Origin of the sequence: Lentzea sp. NPDC020367, from assembly GCF_044387305.1 — a bacterium.
Taxonomy (GTDB): Bacteria; Actinomycetota; Actinomycetes; order Mycobacteriales; family Pseudonocardiaceae; genus Lentzea.
The window spans coordinates 172,687-194,722 of the sequence record NZ_JBIRVV010000004.1 but is presented as its reverse complement, the minus strand read 5'-3'; the positions used below and the strand labels follow the sequence as shown (position 1 = coordinate 194,722).

General features: G+C 68.3%; 21 protein-coding genes. 13 read left to right on the top strand and 8 right to left on the bottom strand.

Annotated features, from left to right (window positions below):
• The first annotated feature begins 133 nt into the window (after positions 1 to 133).
• Positions 134 to 973, top strand: coding sequence for a helix-turn-helix transcriptional regulator (locus tag ACH413_RS18575; protein ID WP_360035129.1), 840 nt, complete (start codon positions 134 to 136; stop codon positions 971 to 973).
• On the opposite strand, the gene ACH413_RS18570 is transcribed toward ACH413_RS18575, so the two are convergent.
• The 3 genes from ACH413_RS18570 to ACH413_RS18560 all read right to left on the bottom strand — a co-directional run bounded on the left by ACH413_RS18570 (position 945) and on the right by ACH413_RS18560 (position 4,628).
• Entirely contained in the window at positions 945 to 1,514 is a 570-nt protein-coding gene (locus ACH413_RS18570) for a TMEM175 family protein (RefSeq protein ID WP_360035132.1), read from the bottom strand. The genes ACH413_RS18575 and ACH413_RS18570 overlap by 29 nt on opposite strands.
• Before the next feature lie 31 nt (positions 1,515 to 1,545).
• Positions 1,546 to 3,171: a PHP domain-containing protein gene (locus ACH413_RS18565; protein WP_360034635.1), complete on the bottom strand. Its 1,626-nt coding sequence runs from the start codon at positions 3,169 to 3,171 to the stop codon at positions 1,546 to 1,548.
• Between the two features lie 71 nt (positions 3,172 to 3,242).
• A complete protein-coding gene (locus tag ACH413_RS18560) occupies positions 3,243 to 4,628 on the bottom strand; it encodes a PP2C family protein-serine/threonine phosphatase (protein ID WP_360034638.1) in 1,386 nt (461 codons plus the stop codon).
• Between the two features lie 137 nt (positions 4,629 to 4,765).
• On the opposite strand from ACH413_RS18560, the gene ACH413_RS18555 reads away from it, so the two are divergent.
• Entirely contained in the window at positions 4,766 to 8,911 is a 4,146-nt protein-coding gene (locus tag ACH413_RS18555; protein WP_360034641.1) for a HAMP domain-containing protein, read from the top strand.
• A 333-nt stretch (positions 8,912 to 9,244) separates the two neighbouring features.
• Here the strand turns inward: ACH413_RS18555 and ACH413_RS18550 are convergent, their stop codons facing one another.
• Positions 9,245 to 9,592: an STAS domain-containing protein gene (locus ACH413_RS18550; protein WP_093604022.1), complete on the bottom strand. Its 348-nt coding sequence runs from the start codon at positions 9,590 to 9,592 to the stop codon at positions 9,245 to 9,247.
• 117 nt (positions 9,593 to 9,709) lie between these two features.
• Between ACH413_RS18550 and ACH413_RS18545 the strand changes: the two genes are divergently transcribed.
• Positions 9,710 to 10,105 carry an ATP-binding protein gene (locus ACH413_RS18545; RefSeq protein ID WP_360034644.1) on the top strand — a complete coding sequence of 132 codons (396 nt, stop codon included), beginning with the start codon at positions 9,710 to 9,712 and terminating at the stop codon, positions 10,103 to 10,105.
• A 74-nt stretch (positions 10,106 to 10,179) separates the two neighbouring features.
• A complete protein-coding gene (locus ACH413_RS18540) occupies positions 10,180 to 10,530 on the top strand; it encodes an STAS domain-containing protein (RefSeq protein ID WP_360034647.1) in 351 nt (116 codons plus the stop codon).
• Here the strand turns inward: ACH413_RS18540 and ACH413_RS18535 are convergent.
• A complete protein-coding gene (locus tag ACH413_RS18535; RefSeq protein ID WP_360034650.1) occupies positions 10,527 to 11,411 on the bottom strand; it encodes an exopolyphosphatase in 885 nt (294 codons plus the stop codon). The two genes, ACH413_RS18540 and ACH413_RS18535, sit on opposite strands and share 4 nt — an antisense overlap.
• 109 nt (positions 11,412 to 11,520) lie before the next feature.
• Here ACH413_RS18535 and ACH413_RS18530 point away from each other — a divergent pair, with 109 nt between their 5' ends.
• From ACH413_RS18530 to ACH413_RS18520, 3 genes are all read left to right on the top strand, one after another.
• Positions 11,521 to 12,504 carry a hypothetical protein gene (locus ACH413_RS18530; RefSeq protein WP_360034653.1) on the top strand — a complete coding sequence of 328 codons (984 nt, stop codon included), beginning with the start codon at positions 11,521 to 11,523 and terminating at the stop codon, positions 12,502 to 12,504.
• Between the two features lie 4 nt (positions 12,505 to 12,508).
• Positions 12,509 to 13,495 (top strand): GNAT family N-acetyltransferase, encoded by a 987-nt coding sequence (locus ACH413_RS18525; protein WP_360034656.1) that lies wholly within the window; start codon positions 12,509 to 12,511, stop codon positions 13,493 to 13,495.
• Between the two features lie 212 nt (positions 13,496 to 13,707).
• On the top strand, positions 13,708 to 14,913 hold the full coding sequence (locus tag ACH413_RS18520) for a glycoside hydrolase family 88 protein (protein ID WP_360034659.1): 1,206 nt from the start codon (positions 13,708 to 13,710) through the stop codon (positions 14,911 to 14,913).
• Between the two features lie 3 nt (positions 14,914 to 14,916).
• Here the strand turns inward: ACH413_RS18520 and ACH413_RS18515 are convergent, their stop codons facing one another.
• Positions 14,917 to 15,096 carry a hypothetical protein gene (locus ACH413_RS18515; protein WP_360034662.1) on the bottom strand — a complete coding sequence of 60 codons (180 nt, stop codon included), beginning with the start codon at positions 15,094 to 15,096 and terminating at the stop codon, positions 14,917 to 14,919.
• Positions 15,097 to 15,241: 145 nt separating this feature from the next.
• Here ACH413_RS18515 and ACH413_RS18510 point away from each other — a divergent pair, with 145 nt between their 5' ends.
• The 6 genes from ACH413_RS18510 to ACH413_RS18485 all read left to right on the top strand — a co-directional run bounded on the left by ACH413_RS18510 (position 15,242) and on the right by ACH413_RS18485 (position 20,090).
• Positions 15,242 to 15,487 carry a hypothetical protein gene (locus ACH413_RS18510; RefSeq protein WP_360034665.1) on the top strand — a complete coding sequence of 82 codons (246 nt, stop codon included), beginning with the start codon at positions 15,242 to 15,244 and terminating at the stop codon, positions 15,485 to 15,487.
• 6 nt (positions 15,488 to 15,493) lie between these two features.
• Positions 15,494 to 16,159 carry a response regulator transcription factor gene (locus ACH413_RS18505; protein ID WP_319981210.1) on the top strand — a complete coding sequence of 222 codons (666 nt, stop codon included), beginning with the start codon at positions 15,494 to 15,496 and terminating at the stop codon, positions 16,157 to 16,159.
• Positions 16,156 to 17,436, top strand: coding sequence for a HAMP domain-containing sensor histidine kinase (locus ACH413_RS18500; RefSeq protein WP_360034668.1), 1,281 nt, complete (start codon positions 16,156 to 16,158; stop codon positions 17,434 to 17,436). The genes ACH413_RS18505 and ACH413_RS18500 overlap by 4 nt, the downstream gene beginning before the upstream one ends.
• A 421-nt stretch (positions 17,437 to 17,857) precedes the next feature.
• On the top strand, positions 17,858 to 18,472 hold the full coding sequence (locus ACH413_RS18495) for a DUF4360 domain-containing protein (RefSeq protein ID WP_396425020.1): 615 nt from the start codon (positions 17,858 to 17,860) through the stop codon (positions 18,470 to 18,472).
• A gap of 201 nt (positions 18,473 to 18,673) precedes the next feature.
• A complete protein-coding gene (locus tag ACH413_RS18490; RefSeq protein ID WP_093604046.1) occupies positions 18,674 to 19,186 on the top strand; it encodes a histidine kinase in 513 nt (170 codons plus the stop codon).
• Between the two features lie 277 nt (positions 19,187 to 19,463).
• Positions 19,464 to 20,090 carry a DUF4360 domain-containing protein gene (locus ACH413_RS18485; RefSeq protein WP_360034674.1) on the top strand — a complete coding sequence of 209 codons (627 nt, stop codon included), beginning with the start codon at positions 19,464 to 19,466 and terminating at the stop codon, positions 20,088 to 20,090.
• An 84-nt stretch (positions 20,091 to 20,174) separates the two neighbouring features.
• Here the strand turns inward: ACH413_RS18485 and ACH413_RS18480 are convergent, their stop codons facing one another.
• Both ACH413_RS18480 and ACH413_RS18475 read right to left on the bottom strand, forming a co-directional pair.
• Entirely contained in the window at positions 20,175 to 21,002 is an 828-nt protein-coding gene (locus ACH413_RS18480; protein WP_360034677.1) for an extensin family protein, read from the bottom strand.
• Between the two features lie 130 nt (positions 21,003 to 21,132).
• Entirely contained in the window at positions 21,133 to 22,035 is a 903-nt protein-coding gene (locus tag ACH413_RS18475; protein ID WP_360034680.1) for an SRPBCC family protein, read from the bottom strand.
• Position 22,036: the final 1 nt, after the last annotated feature.

Sequence of the window (22,036 nt, the reverse complement as noted above, 5' to 3'; positions counted from 1 at the left end):
ACTCCCCTGCTCGTGGTGGTGTTGTCCTCCACAGTGGCCGGACCAGGATGCCCGCATCCAGGACCTCTCGCTCCGTGGCTACGGCAGCGCGCGCACGTTAGAAATCAGGGAGACGAGAGGAGCCGACGTGGCGATCGACCGAGCCGGCCTGGCGGCGTTCCTGCGGCGCCGCAGGGAGGCGTTGCAGCCGGAGGACATCGGACTCCCGCGCGGACCGCGGCGCAGGACCAGCGGGCTGCGCCGCGAGGAGGTCGCCGCCCGGTGCAACATGTCGACCGACTACTACGCGCGCCTCGAACAGGAACGCGGGACGCATCCGTCCGAGCAGATGATCGCGGCGATCGCCCAGGGCCTGCACCTGTCACTGGACGAGCGCGACCACCTGTTCCGGCTCGCCGGCCACAGCCCGCCGAACCGCGGCTCGCTCAGCGAGCACGTCAGCCCCGGCCTCGCGCGCATCTTCGACCGCCTGCAGGACACCCCGGCCGAGATCGTCACCGAGCTCGGCGAGACGCTGCGCCAGACCCCGCTCGGCATCGCGCTCACCGGCGACTCGACCCGGCACACCGGTCCGGCCAGGAGCCTCGGCTACCGCTGGTTCACCGATCCGGCGGCCCGCGCGCTGTACGACCCCGCCGACCACGAGTTCCTCGGCCGGATGTTCGCCTCGGGCCTGCGCGAGGCCCTCACCCGGCACGGCCCCGGCTCCCGCGCCGCGCACTACACCGATCTCCTGCTCGCCCGCAGCGAGGAGTTCCGGACCGTCTGGGACGCCCAGGAGATCGGCCTGCGCCCCAAGGAGTTCAAGCGGTACGTCCACCCGAGCGTCGGCGCGCTGGAACTGCAGTGCCAGACGTTGCTCGATCCCGACCAGAACCACTTCCTGCTGGTCTACACCGCCACGCCCGGCACCGAGAGCTACGAGAAGCTGCAGCTGCTGTCGGTCATCGGATCCGCTGCACCACAGGGCTGACCAGCAACAGCAGCAGACCCCAGTAGCTGATGAACGGCGACAGCACGAGGGCGATCACCAGCACGACGGTCGGGGCGACGGCCCGCAGCACCACCGGCCACGAGAGCCCGCGCGCCTCCACGGCCAGCTCCGGGTTGGCGTGCACCAGCAGCGTGATCGCCGTCAGCAACACGCTGCTGACGGTGATCGTGCCGATGTAGAAGAACTGCGTGAAGTGGTCCTCGCCCGGCCGGCCGGCGAGCTCGGTCGGGAACGGCAGGATCACGATCGTCAGCAGCCAGGCCATGTTCAGCGTCACCAGCGTGCCGTTGTACTGCTTCACGTTCTCGAACAGCCGGTGGTGGGTGAACCACAGGTGCGCGATCACCGCGAAGCTCAGCAGGAAGCTGAAGATCTGCGGCCAGTGGTGGGCGACCAGCTCGCTCGCGGGCTCGGAGCCCGGTTCCGAGGTGATCTCCACCAACGGCAGCACCAGCAGCGTGATCGCGATGGCGACCACCGCGTCGGTGAAGAGGACCAGGCGGTCGGGCTCGCGCTTCATGGACACCCGACCAACCTAGTCCTCACAGGACTCAGATCACGTCCACGAACACCGGGTTGGCGTAGAACCAGAGGTCCGCCCACGGGTCCGAGTTCGCGAGCTCGTCGACCACAGGGTCACCGGACGAGGTGAGCCGCTTGCCGTCACTTCCCCGCAGCCGCAGGTAGAACGACCGCTCGACGTTCTTGAACGTGTGCGTGAACCGGATCTTGCCCGTGCGCGGCACCTCGAACGTCTTCGCGACCGTCGTCTCCGGCGCGAGGAACAGGTCGCGGTCCACCGACGGACCGGTCACCGGCCCCGAGATCAGGTCGACCTTGGCCAGCACGGGCTTGGAGCCGGAGAAGTTCGGGCCGTCGGCGCGGTCGATCTCGATGGTGATCTCGACGTCACCGCCGCGGCGCACGAACGTCCGCCCGCCCAGCGTCACGCCGCGCAGGTCGTCGCGCGACCGCACGCGCAGCTCCAGGCCGTCGACCAGGCGGCCGTGCACGGTCAGCACCTTGCCCGACTGCAGGCCGCGCATGATGTCCACATAGGACTTCGACCGCGCGCCGACGACGTTCGCGCCGTATTGGCCGGGGAAGAAGTCGCCGTAGCCGGTCTGCTTGACGCCCAAGTCGACCGGCTCGCCCTTCGAGCCGGTCGTGGCGTAGTCCTGCTTGCCCGGCGTCAGGGTGTCGTTGAAGACCTGGTGCACGTCGGAGTTCGCGGTGATCCACCACGGGCGTCCCTCGGCGAGCAGGGAGTCCCACAGGCCGCCGACCTTGGCGGTCATCCAGTCGAAACCGCCGTGCGTGCGGTAGGACTCCGGCGGATAGCCGGGGAACGACTCCGGCAGCGGGGCGGCCGTGTCGTAGTAGCCGCGCGCACGGCCGGGGCCGCCGGCGGACTTCGGCAGGCCCGCGGCCTGGTGACCGGGCGCGCCCTCCATGCCCACCGCGACACCGGGTGCCGCGTCACGCCAGCCGCGGATCTCGTGCGGGCTGTCCACGCCACGACGGGACGGGTGGTTCGCGAACATCAGCGCGATCTCGGTCCGTCCGGAGAGGACCTGCGCCTCCAGGTACCGCAGCGCGGCCAGGGCGAGCGACTCGGTGTTGTTCGCGATGCGGCCGTCGTAGGACAGCTCGAACGCCTTCAGGATGTCGACGGTGTTCTTGCCGGGCGGCATGAACACGGTGGCGTGCTCCGCGCCGGGGATGTTCCACTCGAGGCCCTGGTAGACCAGCACGTCGCGCTGGGAACGGCGAACGCGCTCGATGTCCGGCGTGATCTGGTCGATCGAGAACTTCTGGTGCGCGACGCCACCGTGGTCGGTGATCACGACCCAGTCGAGGCCGAACTCGTGCGCCTTCCCGACCTGCTGCGCGATCGTGTACTGGCCGTCGTCGGAGTACTGGGTGTGGATGTGGTGATCACCCGAGTACCAGCGCTCACCCCCGCCCCACGGGTTGACCGGGACGTGCGCTTCGGCCTTGCCCGTGCCGGCGGCCACGGCTCCCACGGCGCCGGCCGCGATGCCCAGGCCCGCCAGGAACTTGCGGCGTTCGACCGACGACGGCCGGTCGTCCGCCGGGTCGAGCCAGCTGCCCTCAACGGGCTCGACCTCGTGGTGCGTGTGATCACCGTGCGAGTGATCGTGAGAGTGGGACATGCGCAGATCTCAACCGGTCAAGCTTGCGTGGCAAACGAACGGATGATGAACGCTTGTACCGGGAATTTCACTCACACGGCCTGGACAGCCAGCAACGCCAGGTCGTCGTGGTCGTCCCGGTCGAGCCACTTGAGCACGACCTGCTCGCAGTGGCGCGCGATCTCCTCCGCCGACAGTCCCTTGCACTCCTTCAGCACCGCCCGCAGTCGCTGCTCGCCGAACAACTCCGTGCGATCGGTGTGCGCACGGGCCTCGGTGAACCCGTCGGAATACAGCACCAGCGTGTCCCCCGGCGCCAGCGTGACCTGCTCGCCGGAGAACCGGACGTCCGACAGGATGCCGACGATCGCACCGGTCGCGCTCACCTCGTGCACGCTGCCGTCCGCCCGCAGGATCATCGGCGCGGGATGGCCGCCGGACGCGAGCGACAGCCGCGCTCCCCCGCTCGCCAGCGGCACCAGTTCGCCGACGACGATCGTGGTGAAGAGCTTCGAACCGGTGGCGCGCAACGAGGTGTTCAGCAGGTGCAGCAGCCGCACCGGGTTCGTCTCGACCAGGGACAGCGCCTGCAGGGACTGCCGGACACGTCCACTGTGGACCGCGGCTTCCAGGCCGTGGCCGCAGACGTCGCCCAGCGCGAACGTCGCCGAGCCGTCCGTGCGCGGGTGCACGTCGTAGAAGTCGCCGCCGACCATCGCCCGCTGGTGGGCGGGGATGAACACCGAGGCCATCGTCACACCGCGCACCTCGGGCAGCGGCAACGGCAGCAACGCCGAGCGCAGCACGTCGATCGTCCGCTGCTGCTCGGTGAGCTTCGACGACGACTCCAGCGCCGTGGCGGCGTGCTTGCCGAACAGCCGGACTCGTTCGACGTCGTTCGGCGCGAAGTCGCCCTTGCGCGCCACGACCAGCGCGCCGCCGACGCCCAGCGGCACGGCCAGCGCGCAGCCGAAGTCCTCCGGCACGCCCCAGCTGCCTTCACCCAAAGTGGTGATCCTGGTCAGCGCCGCCGTACCGGTCAGCACCTCGGAGATCTCCGAGGCCCTGCGCGGCGTGCGCACGACCGTCGGTTCGCCGCCTCCGCACCGCCACCACTCGAGCCGATCACGGGTGGCGGGCACCACGGCGACGCAGTGCTCGCCCAGCAACTCCGCCGCGAGCTGCACGATCGTCCTCAGGGTCAGTTCCCGCGACGTGCCGCCGGCGAGCCGCAGATGGGCGTGGTCGAGCGTGGAGTCCGTGAAGTACCAGGCACTCCAGCCCTCGCCGAGGTCGTGCTGGCGGCCCGCGACGTGCACGTCGAAGTGCCCGCCGAGACCGAGCCTCGGGAACCGGTCGGCGGCCGCGGCGTTGCGCACCCGCACGACTCCGGCCGGGTCCACGACGAAGACGGCCTCGCGCAGCCCGTCCACGAGCCGCTGCCAGCCTTCGAGATCGATCCCCACGGCGCTGCTCATCGGCAGTCGCCCAGCGCAGCCGGCCGAATCATCACGGCCTCCTGCGGGTAGTTGGCGTGCATCGCGGCATCAAGTTACCTCGCTCCCAACTTAACGTGGCAGGCTTGGCTGCGACCACCGAGGCACGGAGGCTTGGAGTGACCACGGCCAACGAAGAGACGGACGCGACCCTCGATCGGGTTCTCTCCGCCATGAGAGATCTGCGGGACGGCAACTTCCGCCGCAGGCTCGTCGTGCCGGGGAACGGGCCCGTGTCGGCCCTCGCGGACGTGTTCAACGAGATCGCGGAGCGCAACCAGTGGCTCGCCGGTGAGCTGGGCCGGGTCCGCCAGGCGGTGGGCCAGGAGGGCAGGCTCACCGAACGGGTGGCGCCCGCGGGCACCGCCGGTGGCTGGTCGCTGATCGCGGACTCGGTGAACGGCCTGGTCGAGGACCTGATGCGGCCGACGAGCGAGCTGAGCCGCGTGCTCGCCGCCGTCGCCGAGGGCGACCTGACCAAGCGCATGTCGGACCAGACGCTGCGCGGTGAGTTCGCCACGCTCGGGTCGACGGTGAACGGCCTGGTCGACCAGCTGTCGTCGTTCGCCGACGAGGTCACCCGTGTCGCCCGTGAGGTCGGCACGGACGGACGGCTGGGCGGTCAGGCGAAGGTGCCCGGCGTGGCCGGCACCTGGCGCGACCTGACCGACAACGTGAACTCGATGGCGAACAACCTGACCAACCAGGTCCGCAACATCGCCCAGGTCGCGACGGCGGTGGCGAACGGCGACCTGACGCAGAAGATCACCGTGGACGTCTCCGGCGAGATGCTGGAGCTGAAGAACACGCTGAACACGATGGTCGACCAGCTCTCGTCGTTCGCCGACGAGGTCACCCGTGTGGCCCGTGAGGTCGGCACGGACGGCAAGCTCGGTGGTCAGGCGAAGGTGCCCGGTGTCGCCGGCACGTGGCGCGACCTCACCGACAACGTGAACTTCATGGCGGACAACCTGACCACTCAGGTCCGCAACATCGCCCAGGTCACGACCGCCGTGGCGCTCGGCGACCTGACCCAGAAGATCACCGTCGACGCGCGCGGCGAGATCCTGGAGCTCAAGACCACGATCAACACGATGGTCGACCAGTTGTCGAGCTTCGGCGACGAGGTCACGCGTGTCGCGCGGGAGGTCGGTTCGGACGGCCGCCTCGGTGGTCAGGCGCAGGTGCCGGGGGTGGCGGGCACGTGGCGCGACCTCACCGAGTCGGTGAACGTCATGGCGAACAACCTGACGACCCAGGTCCGCAACATCGCCTCGGTCACCACCGCCATCGCGCGCGGCGACCTGACGCAGAAGATCACGATCGACGCCCGCGGCGAGATCCTCGAGCTCAAGACCACCATCAACACGATGGTCGACCAGCTCAGCTCGTTCGCCGACGAGGCCACGCGCGTGGCCCGCGAGGTCGGCACCGAGGGCCGGCTGGGCGGTCAGGCGACGGTGCCGGGCGTCGCGGGCACGTGGCGCGACCTGACCGACAACGTCAACTTCATGGCGAACAACCTGACCAACCAGGTCCGCAACATCGCGCACGTCGCCACCGCCGTCGCGAACGGCGACCTGTCGCAGAAGATCACCGTCGACGCGCGGGGCGAGATCCTCGAGCTGAAGTCGACGCTGAACGTGATGGTCGACCAGCTCTCGTCGTTCGCCGAGGAGGTCACGCGTGTCGCGCGTGAGGTCGGCACCGACGGACGGCTGGGCGGTCAGGCCCGCGTGCAGGGCGTCGCCGGCACGTGGAAGGACCTGACCGACAACGTCAACCTGATGGCGGACAACCTCACCAACCAGGTCCGCAACATCGCCGCCGTCGCCACCGCCGTCGCGACCGGCGACCTCTCGAAGAAGATCACCGTCGAGGCGAAGGGCGAGGTCGCGGCCCTGGCCGAGACCCTGAACGGCATGGTCGACACGCTGCGCGCGTTCGGTGACGAGGTCACCCGTGTCGCCCGTGAGGTCGGCACGGAGGGCATCCTGGGCGGCCAGGCGCGCGTGTCCGGTGTCGCCGGCACGTGGAAGGACCTCACCGACTCGGTGAACTTCATGGCGGACAACCTGACCAACCAGGTCCGCAACATCGCCCAGGTCACCACCGCCGTCGCGCAGGGCGACCTGACGAAGAAGATCGACGTCTCGGCGCGCGGCGAGATCCTGGAGCTCAAGACCACCATCAACACGATGGTCGACCAGCTCAGCTCGTTCGCCGACGAGGTCACCCGTGTCGCCCGTGAGGTCGGCACGGAGGGCAAGCTCGGTGGTCAGGCCGAGGTCGACGGAGTCGCCGGCACGTGGTCGAAGCTGACCGACAACGTGAACCAGCTCGCCTCGAACCTCACGACCCAGGTCCGCGCGATCGCGGCCGTCGCCACCGCCGTGACCGCGGGCGACCTGACCAGGCAGATCACCGTCGACGCGTCCGGAGAGCTCGCGGAGCTCAAGGACAACGTCAACCAGATGATCGCGAACCTGAAGGAGACCACCCGCGCCAACCGCGAGCAGTACTGGCTCAAGACCAACCTCGCCCGCCTGTCCGGCCTCATGCAGGGCCACCGCGACCTGCGCGCACTGGCGTCGTTGATCATGAGCGAGCTGACGCCGCTGGTCAGCGCCCACCACGGCGCGTTCTTCCAGATCGAGGAGGACGACTCCAAGCAGATGCTGGAGCTCACCGCCTCCTACGGCTTCCGGCTGGACTCCGCCCGCACGACCCACGTGGCCATGGGCGAGTCACTCGTCGGCCAGTCGGCGCTGGAGAAGAAGACGATCCTGGTCACCCAGGTCCCCGGCGGCTACCTGACCGTCTCCTCGGCGCTGGGCGAGTCGGCCCCGGTCAACCTGGTGATCCTGCCGATCCTGTTCCAGGGCGAGACCCTCGGCGTGATCGAGCTGGCGTCCCTGAACGAGTTCTCCGACGTCCACCTCGACCTCCTGGACCAGCTCAAGGAGGCGATCGGCGTCAACGTGAACACGCTGCTCGCCAACTCCCGCACCGACGCCCTGCTGGTCGAGTCCCAGCGCCTCACCACCGAACTGCGCGCCGGTTCCGAGGAACTCGAGGACAGGGCCCGCCAGCTCCAGACCGCCTCGAAGTACAAGTCCGAGTTCATGGCGAACATGTCCCACGAGCTCCGGACGCCTCTCAACTCCCTGCTGATCCTGGCGAAGCTGCTCGCCGACAACCTCGACGGCAACCTCAACGCCAAGCAGGTCGAGTTCGCCCGCACGATCCACTCGTCCGGCTCCGACCTGCTGCAGCTCATCAACGACATCCTCGACCTCACCAAGGTCGAGGCGGGCCACATGCAACTGCACGAGGACCCGGTCCGCCTGGACGAACTCGTCCGCTACGTCGAGACCCTCTGCCTCCCCCTGACGGCCGAGAAGAACCTCGAGTTCTCCGTCCGCGTGGACCCGAACGTGCCGGAAACCCTGCACACCGACGAACACAGGCTCCAGCAGATCCTGCGCAACCTGCTGTCCAACGCCGTGAAGTTCACCCACGACGGCGGCATCCGCCTGCACGTGCGCATGGACGACCCGTCCACCGTGGCGTTCGACGTGCACGACACCGGCATCGGCATCCCGGCGGAAAAACTCGCCGTCATCTTCGAGGCCTTCCAGCAGGCGGACGGCACCACGTCCCGCAAGTACGGCGGCACGGGCCTGGGCCTATCAATCAGCCGCGAACTGGCTCAACTCCTGAACGGCGCCCTGCGCGTCCGCTCCGAACCGGGCATCGGCTCGACGTTCACGCTCTGCCTCCCCCTGGGCAAGGTCATCTCGGACAGCTTCGTCCTGCCCGAACCGACCCCGATCGTCATGCCCGCCCCGGTGCTGGCCGCCTCGGGCGCAATGCGCTTCCACGGCGAGAAGGTCCTCGTGGTGGACGACGACCTGCGCAACGTCTTCGCCCTCACGAGCGTGCTGGAACTACACGGCCTAGAGGCCATCTACGCCGACAACGGCATCACGGGCGTACGAGCCCTCGAACAGTACGACGACGTGGCCATCGTCCTGATGGACATCATGATGCCCGAGCTCGACGGCAACGCGACGATATCGGCCATCCGCGCAATGGAACGCTACGCCGACCTCCCGGTAATCGCAGTCACCGCGAAGGCGATGAAGGGCGACCGAGAAAAGTCCCTGGCATCAGGCGCCACCGACTACGTGACGAAGCCAGTGGACACAGAACACCTAATCCGGCTCATCGCCTATTACCTGGGCGTATCCGGAGAGGCCTGACCAACGCAATGGCGAAGCCGAGGCGTGTGAACCATGCCAGCCTGATCAGCGGTGATGACGCAACCACCCCGGCGATTGGGGCTTGACATTGAGTGCGAGATGCTACCGTTGAAGACATCGGCCGGGCACTTATGCCCGGCCTTTTAAGGCCGATAATGCATCTCGCTAGAGGCTCAATGTCAAGCCCCAATCGCTATCGTCGCGAAGCGGCGATGAATGGCACCGGCTCGGTAAAGCCCACGCAACCACCCTCGCAAGATGACTGATCGCACGGCAGGCGACCACCCCGCTGGAACGCGACCATGCCAACGCAAGCCGACCCGCGGACAGCCCCTATCGAGCCGAGTCGACAGCTTCCTGCACAGCCACATCCACCGACTCGTGCAAACTCAGCACCTCAGCCACATCGGCCAACTCGAACAACCGCCGAACCGGCCCCTGAGCAGCAGCGACCCGCAACTGCCCCCCACCCTCGGCCAACCGCCGATGCCAGTCCAGCACCAACGCCAGCCCGGTCGAGTCCATGAACGCCAGTTCGGACAGATCCAGCACCGCATGAACCCCGGTGACATCCGAATCAAGCCGTGCGGACAGCAAAGGCACGGTGTCGATGTCCAGCTCCCCGGCGACGGCGAGCACACGCCATCCCCGCTGGACCTCGCTGCCGACGTTGAGCTCCATCGTCGCCGTTTCCTTCCGCCACGCCCGACTCGTGCGACCCAAATCGTGCAGCACGGGGCTCGACCATGCGACCACCGGGGGGCTGAAAGATCCGAACGGCGCGCCGGATGTGCGACGATGCGCCTTGTGTTGAACGACCCACTGGCAGAGGTGCGGGTGATCCTGACCGCCGAGGGCGGTTCGTGCGCTCGCGCACGTCAGGTGGTGCGCGAGGCCGCTGCCTCGTGGGAGTTGTCCGAGGACCTCACCGACGACGCGCAGCTCGTCGTGACGGAGCTCGTGTCCAACGGCATCGACCACGGTGAGGGACCGATCACACTGACGGTCAGCCGGAAGGCAGGCGGCATGCTCGTCGAGGTGCACGACGAGTCGTCGAAGCTGCCTCAGCTCAGACCCGTGGACCCCAGCAGCGCACGCGGGCGGGGCATGCAGCTCGTGCAGGCGCTGAGTGTCCGGTGGGGCACGACGCCGCAGCGTGGCGGCAAGGTGGTCTGGGCTCAGCTGGAGGCCTGAAGACCTGGTGAAAGCCCGTTCAGGTTGTGACAGTCCGGCGATGACGCGTACGGTCGGTGCGGACGGGAGTCCTTATGAACCAGCTTCGACAGAGAACTACCTACGTCCAATCCATCCCGATCGTCTCGCTCACGGGTGAGATCGACATGATGTCGTCGGCACCGGTGACCAGCAGGCTCGCCGAGTTGCTCGACCGCAAGCCGCCCGCACTGGTCGTGGACCTGCGGGAAGTGCGCTTCTTCGGATCCGAGGGGATTCGCGCGCTCGTGGAGACCCAGCACCAGGCCGACGAGCTCGGCATCAGGTTCGGCGTCGTCAGCGACACCAGGATCGTGTTGCGTCCGTTGGAGATGACGGCCGTCGACCAGTTGTTGTTGCTGTTCAACGATGTCAACGACGCCGTCACCGCGCTGAAGAGCTTCTAGGCGGCGGACGAGTTCCGCGCGCGAGAGCGCTCCACCAGCGAGAGCAACAGACCTTCCTTGGTGGACCACGGCGAGATGTCCACGACGTCGTGGCCGGACACCTTCATCAACCCCTCCGCGACCACCGCGCCCGCCAGCGACTGCTGGGCCCGGTGGCGGGAAATCCCCGGCAGAGCCGCGCGTTCGCGCACCGAGAGCTTCGCCAGGCGCGGAATCCACTTCTCCAGGTCCTTGAGCCGCAACTGACGCGGCGCGTAGGTGCCGTTGCGCGCGCCGGCGAGGCGGGCCAGCTGTTCGAACACCTTCGAGCACCCGACCGCGCGAGCGCTCTCACCCCAGGGGAACGCGGACGCGAGCCGCTCGGCCACCTCGGCGCGCATGTCCGTGACGGTCAGGCCGGTGCGGGTCAAAGTCCTTGCCCCCAAAGGCAAGGACACCGCGCGCTCGGGTTCCGTCCCGGAGCCGGCGGCCAGTTCGACGGTGCCGCCGCCGACGTCCAGCACGACCATGGGGCCCGCGCCCCAGCCGAACCAGTGCCGGGCCGCGGCGTACGAGAGACGTGCTTCTTCCTTGCCGGACAACACTTTCAGATCCACGCCGGTGCGTCTGGCGACCTTGCGGATGACCTCGGCGGAGTTCGAGCTGTCGCGCACGGACGAGGTGGCGAAGGGCAGGAACGGAACGTCGCCCGCCTTCTTGCGGGCGGCCAGGACGGCGGCGCAGAGCGAGTCGACGCCCTCGCGGCTGATGGCCCCGGCGGAGTCCAGTTCCCGGTCCAGCCGCAGCCGGACCTTGTGGGACACCAGCGGACGCATCAGGTCTCGTTCCACGACCACCAGGTGTGCGCTGAAGCACCCGACGTCCAGAACTCCGACCGACATCCGCCACCTTCCTTCCACCAAGTGTTCTTTACCTCATCGGCAGCCATTGTGCGGAACTCAGCACCCGAACGCGCAATCTTGCCCTGATGAGATGCGTTACAGTCACGGAATGTCACTGGCGGAGATACCTTCCCGGCTCGAACACGCCCTCGGCAAGGCTCGTTCCGGCGTAATCGTGCTGGCGGTGCACGGTCTCTCCTCGGACGTGGCCAAACAGTCGTGGCTGTCCGCCTCCGTCTCCACGCTGTCCTCGACGGTGCCGTCGACGTCCGCGACGGCGTTGCTGACCGCGTTGACGGGCGTCCCCGCCGACGTCCACCGGGTGCCGGGAACGGTGTACCGCAACGGTTCCGGCCTCGTGCACGCCATCAACGGCATGCCGGCGATCCCGACCCTGACGACGGTGCTGGAACGGCACGGCGCGACCGTGCTGGCCCGCGAGCTCGACCTGCTCGAAGGAACCTGGGCGCAGGCGCTGTTGCGCGGGTCCACCCGGATACCCGCGCCCGCCCTGCACAAACTCACCGCGCAGGCCGAGGACCCGCCGCTGCTGGTCGCGAACGTCGTCGCCGATCTCGACAAGGCGCTCAAGGACGCCAGGTTCCTCTGGACCTACGTCAACATCGGCGATCACGTGCGCCGCCACGGTTACGACGAGTCGGTGCACGAGGCGATGCTGCGTCTGGACGCACACGCTTCCCGTTGGGCCGCACAGGGTTGGACCGTCGTCGCGCATTCGGACCACGGCATGGTCGCCGTCGACCCCGACCCGGAACTCGTCGAGGCCTGGGACGCGATCGTGCGCGAGGAGTGCGTGATCCCCTCCGGCGGCGCGGGACGCACGCGGTGGCTCTACCCGAAGGCGGACCGCCTGGAGGCCGTTTTCGACCGGGTGGCAACGACTCTGGGCGACACGGCGACCGTGCACCACGCCACCGATCTCGGTCTGCCCCAGCCGGAGGCGGGCCCGGTCGTCGCGGTGGCCGCCTCACCGAGGTTCCCGCTCCCGGATCCGTCCGTCCGCTACGAGAACGGCGGCCTGAGCCGCGACGAGATCGACGTCCCCTTCGCGGTCTGGCAAGCCGTACAGTGACCGTGTGCGCGTCGAATTCTCCAACACCATAAGGGAAATCGATTCTGCCGATTGGGACGCGGTGGTCCGCGAAGCGGGCGCGCCGGTCTTCTACCGACATGCTTACGTCAGCGCCTACGAGCAGTCGCCGCTGACGACGGTCGACGCCTTCGCGTACTTCGTGGTGCGCGAGGGCGACAAGCCGGTCGCGGTCATGCCCGCCTACCTCCAGACGGCCGCGAATCCGTTGCGCCGCCTGCACGAGGCCTATCCGGACGCGGTCGGCCAGCCGGCGCTGCTCAGTCACACCTGGCACTGCTACGACGCGCACGTGCCCGCCACCGCGCAGGTGCTGCCGAGACTGCTGGACGCCATGGTCCGGACGGCGTCGATCTTCGGCGCGCGCTGGTGCGGGTTCCTGAACGTCCAGCGCGGCAACGCCTTGTCGCAGGCGCTGCGTGCGGCCGGCCTGCCCGCGCGTCACCTCACCGACAGGTGGGCCACCGGCCTCACCACCTACGAGCACTACCTCGCGAGCCTGAGCCCGCGCGCCAGAGCGAACGTGCGCCGCAACGACCGAAGATCGGCAGAGGCCGGCGTGACGATCGAGGCCCTGCCCGTCGACCAGGCCTCGCTCGACGAGATCACCCTGCTGTGCGTCAAGACCGCCAGCCGCTTCGAGAACAACGGCTACTACCTGGGCGAGGCCTTCGCCAGGTTCGTGACGGCGCTCGGCGACCTCGCGCACGTGATCGAGGTGCGGCAGCACGGCAAGCTCGTCGCGGCCGGTGTCTGCCTCACCGACGCCACCCGCTTCCACACCTGGACGTGCGGCGTCGACTACGCCGTGGACGGCAACTACAGCCCGTACGGCGTGCTGTTCGCGGAGTCGGTCCGGCTCGCCATCCGCCTCGGCAAGTCCACGCTCGAGGGCGGTCGCGGCAACGCCGCCTTCAAGCGGCGGCACGGCCTGAGCCCGTGCCATCTGGACGCCGTTCTCCACCGCATCTGAACGGCGAATTGTTCATCAGTGTGAACAATTGGTTTTACAACGCCGGAGTGCAGGAAGTTCATATATCTGACCAACTCAGGCGCGCACCTTTACGCTGTTCAGCGCCCCAGGACAAGGCAAGGGAATCAATTTTTAACGCACCTTTACACGCGTTGATCGGATCTGGCATTGTGGCGCCGGGCGCAAGACAATGAAAGGGACTGGACGGTCTCGTGAATCTGTCTCGACGCACCCTTCTGGCGTCCGCAGCGGCCACTCCCCTGCTCACTGGAGCAGGAGTCGCCATCGGCGCGGGAGAAGCCGCGGCTTCGCCCGCCAAGCTCCGTGGGGCCCTCGACTACGGCAACAGCAAGCTGAAGGCGGTCGCACCGGGCATCACCTCGTTCCCGGAGATCACCAGGGCCGAGAAGTGGACCTACGTCGCCGACGGCGGCTGGATCGGCGGCTTCTGGCCGGGCACCCTGTGGCTCGCGCACCTCGACAGCGGCGACGCGCAGTTCCGCGCTCTCGCCGAGGCCGCCAACGACCGGCTGGCACCGCGCCGGCTCCAGCCGCGCGACCACGACCTGGGGTTCCTCTTCTACCCGTCCTGGGTCACCGCGTACCGGCTCACCGGCGACACGAAGTGGCGGGACGGCGCGATCGACGCGGCGAACACGCTGATCCAGCGCTGGAACCCGGTCGGCAAGTACATCCGCGCGTGGGGCGCGCTGGGCACGCCCGGCAACGCGGGCCGCGTCATCATCGACACGATGATGAACCTGGACCTGCTCGCGTTCGCCACCGAGCAGACCGGCGACCGCAAGTTCCTCGACATCGCGATCGCCCACGCCAGGACCACCCAGACGCACTTCGTCCGCCCGGACGGCTCGACCCCGCACGTGTTCGACTTCAACCCGGACACCGGCGCGGCGATCGGCCCGAACACGGTGCAGGGCTACAGCCCGACGTCGTGCTGGGCGCGCGGCCAGGCGTGGGGCATCTACGGCTTCACGACGATGTACCGGCGCACAGGCCTGCGTGAGTTTCGCGACACCGCGCGCAAGCTGTCCGACTACGCGTTGTCGGTGCTCACGCCGGACAGCGTGCCGGTGTGGGACTACCGCACGCCGTTGGGCGTCAACGACATCAAGGACTCGTCGGCGGGCGCGATCATGGCGTGCGGCCTGCTCGACCTGGCCAAGGCCACCGGCACCGACCGCTACCGCGACCGGGCGCTGAAGATCCTCGACGGCCTGGTCGGCACGTGTCTCACGACCAGGTCGACGCGTGCTGAGGCGATCCTGGCGCGTGGCACCCGCAACCGCCCGTCCGAGGACGGCGTGGAGATCTCACTGCCGTACGGCGACTACTACCTGTACGAGGCGATCCTGCGGGTGCTCAAGCCCACGCAGATCGCCAAGGCCATCGGTCTCTAGGTCCTACTGCTCGATCACCTTCGCCGTCGGCCCGTTGCTCCAGGTGGCTTCCAGCCTGGACAACCGGCCGGCGGCGTTGCGGAAGTTCACCACCAGCGGCCCGCCCGGCTGTTCCACCGACACCGAGTAGCCGTCCGCGGGGGTGGCCGACAGCGCCTGCACCCCCTGCGGCCGGTAGCGCACGACCACGTCCCCGCCCTGCAGGTGGAACGCGTGGACGTAGGAGCCGTCCGACTGCCATTCCCCCTGCGGAAGTTGAGCCGAGGAGGGACGCGCATCCGTACTACTGGGAGGAGCCGGAACAGACGTAGTGATCTCAGGAGGCCTGGTGGACGACGGCGTGGCAGGCGGCGTACCGACGGAGGGGCCCGGTTCGGGCGCAGGGACGCTGATCGAGGTGACGGTCGGCATCGGCAGGACGGCCGACCCGGTCGTGACCTCGACGGCGGCGACCGGGGCGGGTTCCATCGCCCACCGGATGCCGAACCAGGACAGGCCGATGGCGACCGTGGTCACCAACGCCCAGGCGACCAGGTATCCGACCGACCGTCTCACTGCGACAATCCTCCTGTAGCGGCTCATGGCATCAGTACTGCTCGTCGAGGACGACCCGGTGGTGCGGGCGGCGATCACGCGCGCCCTCACCGGCCAGGGCCACATCGTGCACGGTGTCGCGCTCGCGATCGAGGCCCTGCGCGAAGTCACCGCCAACTCCTACGACGTCGTGGTGCTCGATCTCGGGCTCCCCGACCTCGACGGCGGTGACGCGCTGCGGATGATCCGAGGCGTCACGAACACCCCGGTGGTCATCGCGACCGCCCGCGACGACGAGGCCGAGATCATCCGGCTGCTCAACGCGGGCGCGGACGACTACCTCGTCAAACCCTTCTCCAGCGAGCACCTCGAAGCCCGCCTGCAGGCGGTGCTCCGACGTGCCCGCGACAGCAAGCAGCTCGTCATCGGCGGCCTGGAGATCGACGTGAACCTCCGCAGGGCCACTGTGGACGGCCAGGAACTCTCCTTGACCCACAAGGAGTTCGAGCTGCTCTCCTACCTCGCGGCACGGCAGGGGGAGGTGGTGCCGCGGGCGGAGATCCTGGCGAGCCTGTGGCCGTCCAACCGCGACGACCAGACGCTCGACGTCCATCTGTCCTGGTTGCGCCGCAAGCTCGGTGAGCGGGCCGCGCAGCCCCGTTATCTGCACACGGTGCGAGGAGTCGGCGTGCGCATGGTCGCTCCGCAGTGAGGCGGTCACTGGTGCTGGTCGCTCTCGCGGCGACCAGCATGGTGGCGCTGGCGTTCCTCATCCCGCTCGCGATCGTCGTGAAGAACGCCGCGTACACCCGTGCGCTGAGCGAGGCCGAGAGGCAGGCCAACGCGCTGACGCCGGCGTTGCTGATCACCCGCAAGCCGCAGGAGATCCGCCAGGCGATCAGGAGCACCCGGTACGGCGGTCAGCAGCGCCTGGCCGTGCACCTGAGCTCCCCGGCCGGCACCTACGGGTACTCGCACATCACGGCGGCGGACCTGCAGGAGGCCCAGAAGCTCGCGACGGCCTCCACGGTCGAACGGCCTGATGGCGTGGCATATCTGCAACCGCTGGCCACCAGCGAGAGCGGGCTCGCGATCGTCGAGGCGTTCGTGCCGCACGAGCAGCTCACCCACGGCGTCATCGGCACGTGGTGGGTGCTGGCGGGGGTCGCGGTCGGCCTGGTCGCCGGGTCGGTGCTCGTCGCCGATCGGCTGGGCGCACGGGCCGTCAAAGCGACACGGGCGTTGGCCGAGGCCGCGCGCGGGATGGGCCAAGGCGACCTCACGGTCCGGGTCCCGGTGAAGGGACCGCCCGAGATCAAGGAGGTCGGCAAGGCCTTCAACGCCATGGCCGAACGCGTCCGGCACCTGCTCGCCGCCGAACGCGAGGTGGTCGCCGACCTCTCGCACCGCCTCAGAACGCCTCTCACGGCCCTTCTCCTGGACGCGGACACCCTCGGGGGTGGTCAAGGGGCGGACCGGGTCCGCGAAGCCGTCCAGGGCCTCGAGAGGGAGGTCGACGAGATCATCAAGGCGGCCCGCTCCGGCCTGCAGCCCGACAACTCCGGCACCGACGCGGCCGGCGTGGTGCGCGACCGGCTGGTGTTCTGGTCCGCGCTCGCCGACGACCAGGAACGCCCCTGGACGGTCCGCGGCGCCGACAAGCCCGCGCCCGTGCCGCTCACCCGCGCCGATCTCGCGGCCGCGCTGGACGCGCTGCTGGGCAACGTCTTCCGCTACACGCCGGAGGGCACGCGGTTCGCCGTGACGCTGGTGCACCAGGCCGACCTGGTGGCGCTGGTGGTCGAGGACGCCGGCCCCGGCATCGCGGACACCGAACGGGCGGTGCGGCGCGGTGCCAGCGGCGGCGGTTCCACGGGGCTGGGGCTCGACATCGCCCGCCGCGCCGCGGAAAGCACGGGTGGCTCTCTCCACGTCGACCGCGGGCCGCTGGGTGGGGCTCGCGTGCAATTGAGGCTCCGGAGGCTCTAGGGCCCTTGTCGGGGCCGAAAGACGAACACCGCCGGCGGCGCGGACCGTGGGACGGATCCGACGCCGCCGGCGGGCACCGGCCGGCCGCGCGGCACCGCTGCCGCACCACCGAGTCCCGAGCAGGAGGGAGGAACCCGATGAGCAGTGCGCGCTTGCCTTCCCACACCGGTGAAACGAGGTGGATCAGCCGGGGCTCTCGGCGCCAGGTGTGGGGTCCGGTGCATTCAGTGGGGCTGGGGTGATCTCTTTTGCGATCTGACATGAAGTTAGCCGACCGCTGATCGTCGCCAATCCACCGTTCAGACGATTAATCCGTTTTAAATATATTTAAGTTCGCCCGGTCGGTCGTCCACGACTTAAGTCAATTTAAGATAACGTGATCCGCACGCCGCCATCCCCGTTCGAAATTGAAAGGCCACTCATGCTCAGTGCGATGGCTGCTACGGGTTTGGCACTCTCCCTCCTCGCCGCCCCCGAGGCGCAGGCTGACGTTCCACCCGGCAAAATCACGGTCGACGTCGTCACGGTGAACGGTTCCGGCTGCCCCGCCGGAACGGCCGCGGTAGCGGTTTCGGACGACAACACGTCATTCACGGTGACGTACAGCGACTACACCGCCCAGGCCGGTTCCGGATCGACACCGACGCAGTTCCGCAAGAACTGCCAGCTGAACCTTCGCGTGCACTACCCGCAGGGCTTCACCTTCGGGATCGCGAAGGCCGACTACCGCGGGTTCGCGCACTTACCCAGAGGGGCGCGCGGCCTGCAACGCGCCAGCTACTACTTCGCCGGCCAGTCGGCCACGGTCACGAGCACGCACAACATCGCGGCGCCGACGAGCGACAACTGGCAGTTCACCGACTCCACCGACGTCGCGGAGATCGTCTTCGCGCCGTGCGGGGCGGTGCGGCACCTGAACGTGAACACCGAGGTGCGAGCATTCACGAACGCGTCGAACCAACCGTCGTTCGTGTCGATGGACTCGACGGACGGCAGCGTCAACACCCGGTATCAGTTCGCCTGGAAGCGATGCTGACCCGAAATGATCACGGAGAGGGCCTGACGCTATACTCACAGTGAGCATCAGGCCCTCTCTTCGTGACCCACACGTGACTTTTGACGGGTGAGTCAACCGGACCATTGCTTCCCGCGTATACCCATGTAGATTCCCGCTCACCGTGACGGCCATTCGGGTGACTGTCGCGGACTCGCGCGCCGCACGCGAAACGGAGGCAGCATGCAGGCGAACGCCCAGACCGCCCAGGTCGACGACCTGACACTCATCGCGCTGCCCACCGCGGTGAACTGCGCGGATCTGTTCGTGCGCTTCACCCTGGGTGAATGGCGCCTTCGGAACATGACCGCGGAGTGCTCGGCCGTCGCTTGCGCGCTGGTCGAGGCAGCCGTCGAATCAGCAGATCCCAAGACCTCGCGGCTCATCACGCTGCGCCTGCGACTGAGTGGCGACTACCTCGTCGTCGAGCTGGAGGCAGCCAGGTTCATCATGCCGCCCACCTCGCCTGACCTGCGCACCGGCGAACTGCAGCTCGGTGGCGGCATCAAGCTGATCTGGTGCGAGATGCAGCTGCCGACCGGCGTGAACGCCAACGCGGTGCCGCTGCCCCGGCGCGAGAAGCGCCGCTCCCCCGCGGCCGAGGCGCTGGGCGACGAGCCGGACGTCGATCCCGAGCTCATCCAGCGCATCCTGTTCGGCCTCGGCGGCTCGATGGGCAACGGCCAGCAGCGCTGACCCCAGACTTCACCCGCAAGGGCGCGTCCGACAGTGGACGCGCCCTTGTTGCGTTTTCGTCAGGTTCGCCCCGTAAACGCTTCACGAATTGATTTACGGGTTCCTGAACAGCGTTCCCGCAACCTGGGTGGCAATTAACCGACGGCCCCGAGAAGTATTCATGGGCACGCTCCCACGACAATGTTGCTCTGGTTGGCGGACGGTTCGTCAACAACCTTTCCGATACGGTCTCGTACCACGCCGCCCGAACTGTCCTGCACATTCGGAAAGGTGTCCCATGATTAGCATGCTGGCCGCAGCCGGCCTGGCTCTGTCCACCATCGTCATTCCCCCGGCCGCGGACCCGCCCCCGACGGGCCAGATCACCATCGACGTCGTCACGGTCAACGGCTCCGGCTGTCGTGCCGGCACGGCCGCCGTGGCGGTCTCCCCGGACAACAAGGCGTTTACGGTCACCTACAGCGACTACATGGCGCAGGTAGGGCCGGAGTCTCGGCCGACCGATTTCCGGAAGAACTGCCAGCTGAACCTCAAGGTCAACGTTCCCGGCGGATTCACGTTCGGCATCGCCCAGGCCGACTACCGCGGTTTCGCCCACCTGGAAAGGGGCGCGAAGGGCACGCAGAAAGCGAGCTACTACTTCCAGGGAATGTCGGACACCGACCAGCGCACGAAGACCTGGAACGGCGCGCTGAGCGACGACTGGCAGGTCACGCACAAGACCGACGTCGCCTCGATCATCTACCACCCGTGCGGTGCCAAGCGGAACTTCAACATCAACACCGAGCTGCGGGTGGACAAGGGCACGTCGGACCCGAAGAAGACCAGCTTCATGGCGATGGACTCGACGGACGGCTCGATCGAGACCATCTACCACTTCGCCTGGAAGACCTGCCCCAGATAGTCCTCTAGAGCAGGTACACGGCGCCCTCGCACAGCAAGGCCGGAGCCCAGGAGGCATGGGCTCCGGCCTTGCTGCTCGCACTGATCAGATGTTCTGGTTCGCGAAACCCTTGGTCGCGATCTTCGAGAGCATTCCCTGCCACACCGACGTGCTGGTGTGCGGGTCGCCGGTCACGCCGAGGGCGGACTTGAGGCCGTTGAACGCGCTCTGCGTGTTCGGGCCCCAGATGCCGTCGATCGCGAGGCCGGAGGCGCGGAAGTTGTTGCAGGTGCCCTGGACGAACTTGGTGTCGGCCTCGGAGTCCTTGAGCACGCGGACCGGCATGCCACCGAAGTCGGAGTGGATGTGGTCGCGGTGGTCGGCGTTGTACCAGCCGTCGAGCACGTAGCGGAACCGGCGGCGGCACACGGCCTCCGTTGCGAGGTAACGCTTGCGCAATGCCGCGGTGCCCGAGGCGTGGTGCTGGTCGAGCGGCGAGGTGACGTTGCCGTTGGACCACCGCACGTGGTCGAGGTCCATGGCGGTGCCGGCGCCGTGCTGGCCGGGCTTGTCGACGTAGAAGCCCGCCGAGACGATGTAGCTGATCGAGCCGTAGCTCGACGAGAGCGAGCGCAGGTCCCGGACCCAGGCGACGAGCGCGTTGTAGAACGCGTCGGTGGCCTGCCAGTTGCGCGCGGTCGTGTTGCCGCGGTTGGAACGCCAGTAGTAGACGGGAGTGCCGTCGATCTTCTGGAACGTCATCATCGCCAGGGCGCCGACCTCGGCGGCCTTGATCTCGGCGTCGGTGTGCTGGTCCTTGGTCTCGGGGGCGGCGCTGGCCAGGCCCGGTGCGATGGTGGACAGGCCGGCGAGACCGGCGACCGCCGCCGCGCCCGTGACGAAGCCGCGCCTGGTGACGTTGTTCTCGAACACCCCAGTACTCCCTCTGCGTCCAAGCCGGGGGCGGCAGGAGGAAGAGCCTGTCTCACCCACCGGCCCGACGGAGTCTAGGGATCACGTCCGAATGGCGGAATCGCGCCTGACCTGCGTTTTTCCGATGTCTTTACCGCACGGGACCGAGCACCCGGACCAGGTTCTTCTCGGTGTCGTTGCCCAGCTTCTCCAGCGCGAGCTTCGCGACCGGCGCCCCGAACCGCGCGAGCCCGTTGAACTCGACGTGCGCGCGGTAGGCGATCCTGGCCGTGCCGGGCGCGTCCCCCGCGGAGATCGAGATGTCGTCGGTGGAGGTGGCGGTGTCGTTGCGCCCCACGAACTGCAGGCCGTGCGCGTCGTCCCTGGTCAGCTCGTAGACGAGCTCGGTCTTGCGGCCGAGGAACTGCGACACGTTGCGCCAGCGCGAACCGACCTCGACCGGGCCGTCGTCCAGGCGCGTGCAGGACACGGTGCCCGGATCCCACTGCTCGGCGCGGGAGAAGTCGCGCAGGTACTCGACGACGCCCTCGGGCGTGGACGCGACGGTGAAGGTGCGTTCGACGTCCACACCGGACACGTGCGGTGAGTTGAACGCCTGCGGCGCGAGGTGGAGCCGGTACTGGTCGACGAGCGCCGCCTGGCTCACGGCGCGCGATTCCAGCCGCTCCAGCCTGGTGTCGTCGAAGCTCCCCAGCTGCCGCAGCGTCCGCCACAGCGAGGTCTTGCCCTCGATGCCGACGCGCAGGGTCTCCAGTTCGAGGACGTCGCTCAGCGGCGAACGGCCGAGCACCCTCCCGTTGAACTTGAGCCTGCCCGCCTTCTCGGTCAGCCAGCCGAGCGCCTCCTTGTGCGGACGCGACTCGACGCCGGTCTCGCGCATGAGGTCGAGCAGTTCCTTGCGGTCGGCCTCGATGTCATCTGCGAGAACCCGCAGCTCGGGGTGGGTGCGGCCGATGCGGCGGGCGAGCTCGGTGCCCGCCATCGCCCCGGCCAGGTGGTCGTTGAGGTAGATGCCCAGCAGCTCGATGTTCACG